Source organism: Streptomyces filamentosus (assembly GCF_014654895.1).
GTDB lineage: Bacteria > Actinomycetota > Actinomycetes > Streptomycetales > Streptomycetaceae > Streptomyces > Streptomyces filamentosus.
Genome location: NZ_BNBE01000001.1, coordinates 1027809 through 1039301 on the forward strand (window position 1 = coordinate 1027809; position 11493 = coordinate 1039301).

An 11493-nucleotide genomic window follows, 5' to 3' on the forward strand; every position below is an offset into this window, starting at 1 on the left:
GGTCCGGTCATGCTACGGCGTCCGGCCCCGCCGGCCCCGCCCGGCCTACGATGATCCGATGACCGACCTCCACCCCTTCATCGCGGGCCTGCCCAAGGCCGAGCTGCACGTCCACCACGTGGGCTCCGCCTCTCCCCGGATCGTCTCCGAACTGGCCGCCCGGCACCCCGACTCCAAGGTCCCCACGGACCCGGAGGCGCTGGCCGACTACTTCACCTTCACCGACTTCGCGCACTTCATCGACGTGTACCTGTCCGTCGTGGACCTGGTGCGCACCCCGGAGGACGTCCGGCTGCTGACCTTCGAGGTCGCCCGGGACATGGCCCGGCAGAACGTCCGCTACGCCGAGCTGACCATCACCCCGTACTCCTCCACCCGCCGGGGCATCGACGAGCGGGCCTTCATGGCGGCGATCGAGGACGCCCGCAAGGCGGCCGAGGCCGAGTTCGGCACCGTGCTGCGCTGGTGCTTCGACATCCCCGGCGAGGCCGGCCTGGAGTCCGCGGAGGAGACCGCGCGGCTCGCCACCACCGACGGCATCCGCCCCGAGGGCCTCGTCTCCTTCGGCCTCGGCGGCCCGGAGATCGGGGTGCCGCGCCCGCAGTTCAAGCCGTACTTCGACCGGGCCCGGGCGGCCGGGCTGCACTCGGTGCCGCACGCGGGCGAGACGACCGGTCCGGAGACGGTGTGGGACGCGATCCGCGAGCTGGGCGCCGAGCGCATCGGCCACGGCACCAGCTCCGTCCGGGACCCCGAGCTCCTCGCGTACCTGGCGGAGCACCGGATCGCCCTGGAGGTCTGCCCGACCTCCAACATCGCGACCCGCGCGGTGACCACGCTCGACGAGCACCCGATCCGGCAGATGGTGGACGCCGGGGTGCTGGTGACGGTCAACAGCGACGACCCGCCGATGTTCGGCACCGACCTGAACAACGAGTACGCGGTGGCCGCCCGGCTCCTCGGCCTCGACGAGCGCGGTCTCGCCGGACTCGCGAAGAACGCCGTGGAGGCGTCCTTCCTCGACCCGGCCGGCAAGGACCGGCTGGCCGCCGAGATCGACACGTACACGGAGGAGTGGCTGGCGCGCTGAGCCCCGCCCGAGAATGGCCCCATGCGATCCGTCACTGTCGTAGGCCACCGCGGCGACCCGTACCGCGCCCGTGAGAACACCCTCCCCTCGATCGCCTCCGCCTTCGGGCGGGGCGCGGACGTGGTCGAGGTCGACGTCCGGCTGACGAAGGACCAGGTGCCGGTCCTGCTGCACGACGACACCCTGAAGCGGCTGTGGGGCCACGACCGGGCCCTGTCCTCGCTCTCCCACGAGGAGCTGCGCGCCCTCACCGGCGGCGGGGTGCCGACGCTGCGGGAGGCGCTGCTCGCGGCCGGGGCGCACCGGCTGATGCTCGACCTGCCCGGCGGGAACGAGGCGTCGGTGCGGAAGATCGTCGGCGCGGTCCGCGAGGCGGGGGCCGGGGAGCGGGTCCTGTACTGCGCGGGCTCGGTCGCGATGCTCCAGGTGCGGGCCGCCGACCCGCACGCGGAGATCGCGCTGACCTGGACCTCGCTGGCCCCGCCGCGGCCGGTGCTGCTGGACGCGGTCCGGCCGAAGTGGCTCAACTACCGCTTCGGGCTGGTGAGTCCGGCGCTGACCGAGCGGGTGCACCGGGACGGGCTGCTCGTCTCGGCCTGGACTCCGGACACCCGCAGGACCATGCGTAGGCTGATCGCGAACGGGGTCGACTCGATCACCACCAACCGGGTCGACGTACTCGCCGCCGTCCTGCGAAAGGCTCCCTCATGAACAACCGGATCCGCACCGACATCGCCCACAACGCCCGGGTGTGGAACTACTGGCTGGGCGGCAAGGACAACTACCCGGTGGACCGGGCGGTCGGCGACCAGGTCACCTCCTTCTACCCGAGCATCGGCGAGGTCGCCCGCGCGGACCGGGCGTTCCTCGGCCGTGCGGTGACCCGGCTGGCCGCCGGGGAGGGCGTCCGCCAGTTCCTCGACATCGGCACGGGGCTGCCGACCGCCGACAACACCCACGAGGTGGCGCAGCGGATCGTGCCGGACGCGCGGATCGTCTACGTCGACAACGACCCGATCGTCCTCACCCACGCCCGGGCGCTGCTGACCAGCTCCCCCGAGGGCGTCACCGAGTACGTGGACGCCGACGCCCACGACCCGGAGAAGGTCCTGGCCGGGGCCGCCGAGGTGCTCGACCTGTCGCGCCCGGTGGCGGTGCTGATGCTCGGCCTCCTCAACTTCGTGATGGACACGGACGAGGCCCGGTCGATCGTGCGGACGCTGATGGCGGCCGTGCCGTCCGGCAGCCACCTCGTCCTCACCCACCCCACGCTCGACCCGGAGCTCGGCGGCGAGGGCAACGTGGCGGCGATGGCCTTCTGGAACGAGAACGCCACCCCGCCCATCACCGCCCGCACCCGCGAGGAGTTCGCCTCCTTCTTCGACGGCCTGGAGCTCCTCGACCCGGGCATCGTCTCCTGCTCCCGCTGGGGTGCCCCGGAGGCCGCCGCGGTGGCCCAGTTCGGCGCGGTGGCCCGCAAGCCGTGAGGCGGGGACCGGTGCGGGGGCCGGTCACCAGCGGTTCCAGTGCAGGACCTGTTCGCGCGGGATGCGGCGGGCGGGGCGGAAGTCGGTGCCGACGGTGTACGCGACCGGGATGAAGGCGGCCTGCATGACCTCCTCGTACGGGATGCCGAGCTCGGCCGCGAACTCCCTTTCCAGCGGCAGGTTCCCGGTGGTCCACACGGTGCCGAGGCCGCGTTCGCGGGCGGCCAGCATGAAGCTCCACGCGGCGGGCAGGATCGATCCCCAGGTGCCGGCCTGGTGGGTGACGGAGAGGCCCTCGGTGCGTCCCTCCACGCAGGGGATGACGTAGGCGGGCACCTCGTGCAGGTGCCGGTGGAGGTGGCCGACGCCCGCGTACACCCGGTCCATCACCCCCGGCGCGACCTCGGCCCTGCGCACGTCCCGGTCGGGCAGCGGCTGGTGGGCGCCGGGCGCGACCAGGCTCGCCCGCCACAGGTCGGCGAGGACGGCCCGGCGGGCCGGGTCGGTGACGATCACGAAGTGCCAGCGCTGCCGGTTGCGGCCGGTGGGCGCCTGGACGGCGAGGTCGACGCACTCCTCCAGGAGGGTCCGGGGCACCGGCCGGGTGAGGTCGAGCCGGTGCCGGACGGCCCGGGTGGTGGAGAGCAGGGTGTCGGAAGTGAGGCGGAGGTTCATGCATGGAGCCTCGTACGGGCCGGACGGGGGCGGGAAGTCCGGCCTTTCACTGAGTGGAAGACGAGGGGGACGGGATGGCGGACGGGGCGGGCGGCAGCGTGGCGGGGCGGCTCTTGTCGGTGCTCGACGCCTTCGGGGACGGCGGTCCGGTGGCGCTGCGGCTGACCGACATCGCGGCGCGGACGGGGCTTCCGGCGCCGACGGCGCTGCGGCTGGTGCGGGAGCTGGTGGCCTGGGGCGGTCTGGAGCGGGGCACGGACGGGCGGTACCGGCTGGGGCTCCGGCTGCGGGTGCTCGGCGCGGCGGCGCCCTGTCCGCGCGGGCTCCTCGACGCGGCGCTGCCGGCGCTGCGGGCGCTGGGCGCCAGGACCGGGGGCCACGCGGACCTCGCGGTGCGCTCCGCCCCTCCGTCCGGCGGGGTGCTGTGCCTGGTGAGCGGGGAGCGGCCGCCGCCGCACGCGACGGCGTACGGGCAGGTGCTGCTGGCCGCCCCACCGGTGGAGCGGCCCCGGTTCACCCGGCACACGGTGGTGGCGCCGGGTGCGCTGGCGGGCCGGCTGGCGCGGGTGCGGGCGGCGGGACTGGCGGTCTGCGCGGAGGAGTTCCGGCTGGGCGAGGTGTCGGTGGCCGCGCCGGTGCGGGGCCCGGCGGGGACGGTCGCCGCGCTGGGCGTGACCGTGCCCACCGGCGTGCCGCTGGACCGGGTGGCGGCGGCGGTCCGGGAGGCGGCTAGGCGGGTACGGCCGCCGGAGCCGCCGCCGTCGTGACGGCCTCCAGCCGCTTGACGAGCCGGCGGACGTGGAGCAGCGGCAGGATGCCGACGACGCCGAAGGACATGTCGATCACCGACCACCAGAAGGGGATGTCCCGGATCGGTCCGCAGATCAGGGCGAGGGGGATGATCCCGGCGCAGGCGATCATGCCGAACTCGACGACCCAGACGTTGCGGACCGGGTCGCGGTAGGGCCCGAGGAAGGCGACGGCGATGACGAGGTGCGCGAAGGCCAGCCAGTCGGTGCCGTAGAGGAGGTACGGGGCCTCCTCCCCGGCCGCCTCGACCCCGCCGGCCACCCGGTGGATCCACTCGGCGAGCCCCGGCAGGGCGTCCGCGACGGGGGCGGCCCATCCCGTCAGGGACGAGTCGAGCCAGCGGAGTTCGGTGACGAGCGGGAAGGCGGTGACCCCGCTCAGCACGAGGCAGACGACGAAGAGGATCAGCCATGCGCGAATGCGCGCGAGAAGGGCTCTCGGCCCGTTCGAGTCGCTCATGAGGGCAGCGTACGCCCCTCTTGAACGTGTTCAGAAACGAGGGTCCTCCGGGTGCGCGGGGGTCACAGCCCGACGATCCCGTTCCAGCGCCTGGTGAACTCCCGTCGTTCGGAGGCGGCGATGTCGCGGGCGATGGCGAGGCGGGTGCGCATCTCCTTGTCGGGGAAGATCAGCGGGTCCTCGGCGAGGGCGGCCAGTTCCCCGTCTCCGGAGTCGGCGAGGACGGCCTGGGCGGCGGGGACGGGGCAGACGTAGTTGACCCAGGCGGCGAGTTCGGCGGCGACCTCGGGCTCGTAGTAGTAGTCGACCAGCTTCTCGGCGTTGGCCTTGTGGCGGGCGAGGTTGGGGACCATCAGCGACTCGGCCCACAGCTCGCCGCCCTCCTCGGGGACGACGAACTCGATGTCGGGGTCGTCGGCCTGGAGCTGGATGACGTCGCCGGAGTACGCCTGGCAGGCCAGCACGTCGCCGGCGGCGAGGTCCTTGATGTAGTCGTTGCCGGTGAAGCGGCGGATGTGCTTCTCGCGGACCAGCGCCTCGATCTGGTCGCAGACGGCGTGGAAGTCGTCGGCGGTCCAGCGGGTGACGTCGGCGCCGTTGCCCTGCATCAGCAGGGAGACGGCCTCGTCGAGGCCGGAGAGGAGGGTGACCTTGCCGCGCAGCTCGGCGTCCCACAGCTGGCGGGTGGAGCGCAGCTCGCGGCCGAGCCTGCGCCGGTTGTAGGCGATGCCGGTGATGCCGGACTGCCAGGGCACGGAGTGGGTGCGGCCGGGGTCGAAGGCGGGGCGGCGCAGCTGGGGGTCGAGGTTGCGGTCGACGTTCGGCTGGGCGGCGCGGTCCATCTCCTGGACCCAGCCGAGGCGGACGAAGCGGGCGGCCATCCAGTCGCTGACGACGATGAGGTCGCGGTCGGTCCGCTGCCCGTTCATGAGGGCCGGTCCGACCTTGCCGAAGAACTCGTCGTTGTCGTTGATCTCCTCGGTGTAGCGGACGGAGATCCCGGTGCGCTCGCGGAAGGCGTCGAGGGTGGGCCGCTTCTGCGTGTCGGTGTCGTCGGTGTCGATGTAGAGCGGCCAGTTGGCGAAGGTGACGCTCCGCTCGCGGGCGGACAGGTCGCGCCCGGCCCGCTCGTCCTCGGCGACGTAGGCGGGCCTCACCCCGCAGGCGGCGAGGAGCCCGGTGGCCCCGGCCGCGCCGAGCCCCCTCAGGACGGACCGGCGGGGGAGGGGGTTTCTGGCGATCGCTCTCACCCGCGAAGCATCCCGTCCGGCCGCGAACCCCCGCAATGGACGGTCCGTCGAGCGGCACGGCACGGCCCCGACACCTTGTCGATCACTGGTCGACGGGTGCCGGGGCCGTACGCGGTGCTACCGGGCGGTTCAGCCCAGGGAGGTCATCACGTGCTTGATGCGCGTGTAGTCCTCGAAGCCGTACGCGGAGAGGTCCTTGCCGTAGCCGGACTTCTTGAAGCCGCCGTGCGGCATCTCGGCGACCAGCGGGATGTGGGTGTTGATCCACACGCAGCCGAAGTCGAGCACCTTGGACATGCGCATGGCGCGCTGGTGGTCCTTGGTCCAGACGGAGGAGGCGAGGGCGTACTCGACGCCGTTGGCGTACTCGACGGCCTGGGCCTCGTCGGCGAAGGGCTGGACGGTGATGACCGGGCCGAAGACCTCGTTCTGGACGATCTCGTCGTCCTGCTTGAGGCCGGAGACGACGGTGGGGGCGTAGAAGTAGCCCTTGTCGCCGACGCGGTGGCCGCCGGCCTCGACCTTGGCGTGGGCCGGGAGGCGGTCGATGAAGCCGGAGACCTGCTTCAGCTGGTTGGCGTTGTTCAGCGGGCCGTAGAGCACGTCCTCGTCGTCCGGCTGCCCGGTCTTCGTCTCGCTCGCGGCCTTGGCGAGGGCGGCGACGAACTCGTCGTGGATGGACTCGTGGACGAGCACGCGGGTGGCGGCGGTGCAGTCCTGGCCGGCGTTGAAGAAGCCGGCGACGGAGATGTCCTCGACGGCCTTGGCGATGTCGGTGTCCTCGAAGACCACGACGGGGGCCTTGCCGCCCAGCTCCAGGTGGACGCGCTTGACGTCCTTGGCCGCCGACTCGGCGACCTGCATGCCGGCCCGGACGGAGCCGGTGATGGAGGCCATCGCCGGGGTCGGGTGCTCGACCATCGCGCGGCCGGTCTCGCGGTCGCCGCACAGGACGTTGAAGACGCCCTTGGGGACGATGGAGCCGATGATCTCGGCCATCAGGACGGTGGAGGCCGGGGTGGTGTCCGAGGGCTTGAGGACGACCGTGTTGCCCGCGGCGAGGGCCGGGGCGAACTTCCACACGGCCATCATCATCGGGTAGTTCCACGGCGCGACCTGCGCGCAGACGCCGACCGGCTCGCGGCGGACGATGGAGGTCATGCCCTCCATGTACTCGCCGGCGGAGCGGCCCTCCAGCAGACGGGCGGCACCCGCGAAGAAGCGGATCTGGTCCACCATCGGCGGGACCTCCTCGCTCGCGGTGAGGGCGACCGGCTTGCCGGTGTTCTCGACCTCGGCGGCGATCAGCTCCTCGGCGCGCTCCTCGAAGGCGTCGGCGATCTTGAGGAGCACCTTCTGGCGCTCGGACGGCGTGGTGTCGCGCCAGGCGGGGAAGGCGGCCGCGGCGGCCTCCATGGCGGCGTCGACGTCGGCCTGGCCGGAGAGCGGGGAGGTGGCGTACACCTCACCGGTGGCCGGGTTGATCACGTCGATGGTGCGGCCGTCGGCCGCGTCGCGGAACTCCCCGTCGATGTAGTTACGCAGCCGGCGCAGCTCGGTGGTCACTTGCCACCCCTCCTGTCACTTTCGTTCCGCACGGCCTTGTGCGGGCGTCCCGATGGGTGAGACACCTCAGCCTACTTGTTCGGCTGACGCTTTCAACAGCCCCGGGCCCCCTCGACTTCGGATTCAGTGCCTCCGGAGCCCGCAGACAACGAATTACATCGCTCCGGGGTTGCGCCACTGCGCATCTCGGTGCACAGTGAGGACGTGGCCAGTCGAAGCGCAGACTCCAGAACCGGAACCGGTTCGTCCCCGACGATCGATGCCGTCTCCCTGGCGATCATCGAGCAGCTCCAGGAGGACGGCCGCCGCCCCTACGCCGCCATCGGCAAGGCCGTCGGCCTCTCCGAAGCGGCCGTGCGGCAGCGCGTCCAGAAGCTCCTCGACCAGGGCGTCATGCAGATCGTCGCCGTCACCGACCCGCTCACCGTGGGCCTGAGGCGACAGGCGATGGTCGGCATCCACGTCGAGGGTGACCTGGATCCGGTCGCGGAGGCGCTCACCGACATGCCCGAGTGCGAGTACGTGGTGATGACCGCGGGCTCCTTCGACCTGATGGTGGAGATCGTCTGCGAGGACGACGACCACCTTCTGGAAGTGATCAACAAGCGGATCCGCACGCTCCCCGGCGTGCGCTCCACCGAGAGCTTCGTCTACCTGAAGCTCAAGAAGCAGACCTACATGTGGGGAACCCGATAGCCGTGACCCAGGACCTCTCCAAGACTGCCTACGACCACCTGTGGATGCACTTCACCCGCATGTCGTCGTACGAGAACAACCCCGTCCCCACCATCGTCCGCGGTGAGGGCACCTACATCTTCGACGACAAGGGCAAGCGCTACCTCGACGGCCTCGCCGGCCTGTTCGTGGTCAACGCCGGCCACGGCCGCAAGGAGCTGGCCGAGGTCGCGTACAAGCAGGCCCAGGAGCTCGCGTTCTTCCCCGTGTGGTCGTACGCGCACCCCAAGGCCGTCGAGCTCGCGGAGCGCCTCGCGGACTACGCCCCGGGCGACCTCAACAAGGTCTTCTTCACCACCGGTGGCGGCGAGGCCGTCGAGACCGCGTGGAAGCTCGCCAAGCAGTACTTCAAGCTCCAGGGCAAGCACACCAAGTACAAGGTCATCTCGCGTGCGGTCGCCTACCACGGCACCCCGCAGGGCGCCCTGTCCATCACCGGCCTGCCGGCCCTGAAGGCCCCCTTCGAGCCGCTGGTCCCCGGCGCGCACAAGGTGCCGAACACCAACATCTACCGCGCCCCGATCCACGGCGACGACCCCGAGGCCTTCGGCCGCTGGGCCGCCGACCAGATCGAGCAGCAGATCCTCTTCGAGGGCCCCGACACCGTCGCGGCCGTCTTCCTGGAGCCGGTGCAGAACGCCGGCGGCTGCTTCCCGCCGCCGCCCGGCTACTTCCAGCGCGTCCGCGAGATCTGCGACCAGTACGACGTGCTCCTCGTCTCCGACGAGACGATCTGCGCCTTCGGCCGCCTCGGCACGATGTTCGCCTGTGACAAGTTCGGCTACGTCCCGGACATGATCACCTGCGCCAAGGGCATGACCTCGGGCTACTCCCCGATCGGCGCCTGCATCGTCTCGGACCGCATCGCGGAGCCGTTCTACAAGGGTGACAACACCTTCCTGCACGGCTACACCTTCGGTGGCCACCCGGTGTCCTCGGCGGTCGCCCTCGCGAACCTGGACATCTTCGACAAGGAAGGCCTGAACCAGCACGTCCTCGACCAGGAGGGCAACTTCTTCGACACCCTGAAGAAGCTGCACGACCTCCCGATCGTCGGCGACGTCCGCGGCAACGGCTTCTTCTACGGCATCGAGCTCGTCAAGGACAAGGCCACCAAGGAGTCCTTCAACGACGAGGAGGTGGAGCGCGTCCTGTACGGCTTCCTCTCCAAGGCGCTGTACGACGCCGGCCTGTACTGCCGCGCCGACGACCGAGGCGACCCGGTCATCCAGCTGGCCCCGCCGCTCATCGCCGACCAGGGCACCTTCGACGAGATCGAGGGCATCCTGCGCAACGTGCTGACCGAGGCGTGGACCAAGCTCTAGGGGTCTCCTCCCCCAGGCACCACGCCGCCCTCACGGCGTGACCCCACGGCCCGGGCGTGCCGCCATCCGAGTGGATGGCGGCGGCCCGGGCCGCGTGCCGTCCGTACAAACGGATCCGAATACTTACGGTGCCCAGTGACCGACAGGCCCGGCCCTCGTTCCCCCGGACGGGGGAACGAAAGAATCGGATCCGACAGAGGTGTACGCGATGGCCCCACCGGACGACGTGCTCTGGGCGCGTTCCCTGCACTGCTCCCTGGGCGGCACGGAGGCCCTCAGCGGCGTCTCCGTCGGTGTCCGCGAGGGCGAGATCCTCGCCGTGACCGGCCCCCGCGGCAGCGGCAAGACCACCCTCCTGCGCTGCCTCTCCGGCGAACTCGCCGCCCAGCAGGGCGAGGTCTGGTTCAACAGCTCCCCCGTCCACACCCTGCCCCCCGCCCGGCGCGACCGGCTCCGCCGCGAACGCTTCGGCTGGATCGGCCCCGAGGCCGGCCTGGTCCCCGAACTCACCGCCTGGGAGAACACCGCCCTCCCCCTGCTGCTGCGCGGCGTCCCCCGCCGGGCCGCGAAGACCGCCGCCGGCGAGTGGCTGGACCGCCTCGACATCGGCACCTGCGCCCGCGTCCGCCCGCACGCCCTCACCCGCTCCCAGCGCCAGCGCACCGCCATCGCCCGCGCGCTCGCCGCCGCCCCCGCCGTCCTCTTCGCCGACGAACCCACCGCCGCCCTGCACCGGGCCGACGGCGCGCAGGTGCTCCGCACCCTCACCGCCGCCGCCCGCTCGCACGGCATCACCGTGCTCCTCGCCACCCTCGACGACGAGGTCGCGGCACTCGCCGACCGCACGGTCACCCTCCGCGACGGCCGCCGGACCGGCGGCACGCCGCCCGCCACGGGGGCGGAGGGCGTCGCCGCGTGCTCGCTCTCCGTCTAGTCCGCGGCTCCCACCCGCTCGTCCAGCTGCGGCGGCTCCTCGTCGCCGCGGCCGCCGCCGGCGTGGGCTTCCTGCTGCTGTGCACCCTCGGTTACGCCGTCGGCCACCCCGCGCACTCCTCCGCCTCCGTCCTCCGGCTGCTGTGGTGCGCGCTGCCGATCGCCGCCACCGTCCAGTTCGCCGTCGCCGTCGCCCGCACCGACCCGGCCACCCGGCCCCGCCCCGGGCTCTCCTCCGCCGGCCTCGGCCCGGCCCGGCTCACCGCCATCGCCGCCGCCTCCACCGCGGTCGCCTGCACCCTCGGCTCCCTGGTCGCCCTCCTCCTCTACCTGCACCTGCGCGGCGACATCACCGGCCTCCCCTTCGACGGGGCCGCCGCCGGGCTCCTCGCCGCCGACCAGCCGCTGCCGCTGGCCGCCGCCCTCACCCTGCTCGCGATCGTGCCCGTCGCCGGCAGCGTCGCCGCCGGCCTCGCCCTGCGCCCCCGCGGCGCCCGGGCCCCCGCCCCCGAGGGCGCCGCCCGGCCCGTCCCCACCGGACTGCCCTGGGGCGTCGCGCTCGTCGCCGCCGGCCTCGCCGTGGAGACGTACGCGGGCCGCGGCGGCGGGGCGGGCGTCGCCCTGCCCGGCCGCTTCGACGGCTCCCCCGGCGGCGTCCTCGCCGGCTGGGTCCTCACCGCCGCCGGCCTCGCGCTCGCCGGGCCCGGCCTCACCCACCTGTGCGGCCGGCTCCTCCAGACCGCCCGTCCCGGAGCCGTACGCCTCCTCGCCGGCCGGGTCCTCATGACCGAGGCCACCCGCATCGGCCGCCCCCTCGGCGTGGTCTGCGCGGTCCTCTCCGGCACCCTCGCCGCCGCCACCCTGTACGGCGCCGCCGGCGGCGGCACCGCCTTCGGACCGCTCACCGGCCTCGGCGCCGGCGTCGTCATGGCCTGCACCACGGCGACCCTGCTGACCGCCGCCCTGGAATCCCGCCAGTGCCGGACCCACACCGCCGAGGCCCTCCAGCGGCTCGGCGCCCCGCCGACCGTGCTGCGCACCGCCGCCCTGCTCCGGGCCGGCGCGCTGACCGCCGTCTTCCTCCCCCTCACCTGGCTGATCGGCGAACTGGCGGCCCTGCCGCTGACCGCCTGAGGGCCCGGAGAACCAGCGGGCCCCGTCGC

General features: G+C 72.8%; 11 protein-coding genes and 1 pseudogene. 8 read left to right on the forward strand and 4 right to left on the reverse strand.

The window, feature by feature from the left end; genetic code table 11:
• The first annotated feature begins 58 nt into the window (after positions 1-58).
• Genes IE326_RS04350 through IE326_RS04360 form a run of 3 tightly spaced genes read left to right on the forward strand, consistent with a single transcriptional unit; the run spans position 59 to position 2577 of the window.
• The gene (locus tag IE326_RS04350; protein WP_150232075.1) at positions 59-1090 is read left to right on the forward strand and encodes an adenosine deaminase; all 1032 of its coding nucleotides are present in this window, start codon (positions 59-61) and stop codon (positions 1088-1090) included.
• A 21-nt stretch (positions 1091-1111) separates the two neighbouring features.
• Positions 1112-1801 (forward strand): glycerophosphodiester phosphodiesterase, encoded by a 690-nt coding sequence (locus IE326_RS04355; RefSeq protein WP_150232072.1) that lies wholly within the window; start codon positions 1112-1114, stop codon positions 1799-1801.
• Entirely contained in the window at positions 1798-2577 is a 780-nt protein-coding gene (locus tag IE326_RS04360; RefSeq protein WP_150232071.1) for an SAM-dependent methyltransferase, read from the forward strand. Before IE326_RS04355 ends, IE326_RS04360 begins: the two co-directional genes overlap by 4 nt.
• Before the next feature lie 24 nt (positions 2578-2601).
• On the opposite strand, the gene IE326_RS04365 is transcribed toward IE326_RS04360, so the two are convergent.
• Positions 2602-3252 carry a nitroreductase family protein gene (locus IE326_RS04365; protein WP_190040873.1) on the reverse strand — a complete coding sequence of 217 codons (651 nt, stop codon included), beginning with the start codon at positions 3250-3252 and terminating at the stop codon, positions 2602-2604.
• Positions 3253-3326: 74 nt separating this feature from the next.
• Between IE326_RS04365 and IE326_RS04370 the strand changes: the two genes are divergently transcribed.
• The gene (locus tag IE326_RS04370) at positions 3327-4019 is read left to right on the forward strand and encodes an IclR family transcriptional regulator (RefSeq protein WP_190040874.1); all 693 of its coding nucleotides are present in this window, start codon (positions 3327-3329) and stop codon (positions 4017-4019) included.
• Here IE326_RS04370 and IE326_RS04375 read toward each other — a convergent pair.
• The 3 genes from IE326_RS04375 to IE326_RS04385 form a co-directional block, all read right to left on the reverse strand.
• A complete protein-coding gene (locus tag IE326_RS04375) occupies positions 3982-4521 on the reverse strand; it encodes a hypothetical protein (RefSeq protein ID WP_150232064.1) in 540 nt (179 codons plus the stop codon). The genes IE326_RS04370 and IE326_RS04375 overlap by 38 nt on opposite strands.
• 62 nt (positions 4522-4583) lie before the next feature.
• Complete coding sequence (locus tag IE326_RS04380; protein ID WP_190040875.1) at positions 4584-5771, reverse strand: polyamine ABC transporter substrate-binding protein; 1188 nt, start codon at positions 5769-5771, stop codon at positions 4584-4586.
• Between the two features lie 129 nt (positions 5772-5900).
• Positions 5901-7337 (reverse strand): gamma-aminobutyraldehyde dehydrogenase, encoded by a 1437-nt coding sequence (locus IE326_RS04385; protein WP_150232062.1) that lies wholly within the window; start codon positions 7335-7337, stop codon positions 5901-5903.
• Positions 7338-7541: 204 nt separating this feature from the next.
• On the opposite strand from IE326_RS04385, the gene IE326_RS04390 reads away from it, so the two are divergent.
• The 4 genes and pseudogenes from IE326_RS04390 (at position 7542) to IE326_RS04405 (ending at position 11464) form a co-directional block, all read left to right on the forward strand.
• Positions 7542-8033: an Lrp/AsnC family transcriptional regulator gene (locus IE326_RS04390; RefSeq protein WP_030758710.1), complete on the forward strand. Its 492-nt coding sequence runs from the start codon at positions 7542-7544 to the stop codon at positions 8031-8033.
• Positions 8018-9397 carry an aspartate aminotransferase family protein gene (locus tag IE326_RS04395; protein WP_190040876.1) on the forward strand — a complete coding sequence of 460 codons (1380 nt, stop codon included), beginning with the start codon at positions 8018-8020 and terminating at the stop codon, positions 9395-9397. Before IE326_RS04390 ends, IE326_RS04395 begins: the two co-directional genes overlap by 16 nt.
• A 286-nt stretch (positions 9398-9683) precedes the next feature.
• Positions 9684-10331 (forward strand): annotated as a pseudogene (locus tag IE326_RS04400) (ABC transporter ATP-binding protein); the annotation flags it as partial.
• On the forward strand, positions 10313-11464 hold the full coding sequence (locus tag IE326_RS04405) for a hypothetical protein (RefSeq protein WP_150232058.1): 1152 nt from the start codon (positions 10313-10315) through the stop codon (positions 11462-11464). The pseudogene IE326_RS04400 and the gene IE326_RS04405, both read left to right, overlap by 19 nt.
• Positions 11465-11493 lie beyond the last annotated feature (29 nt).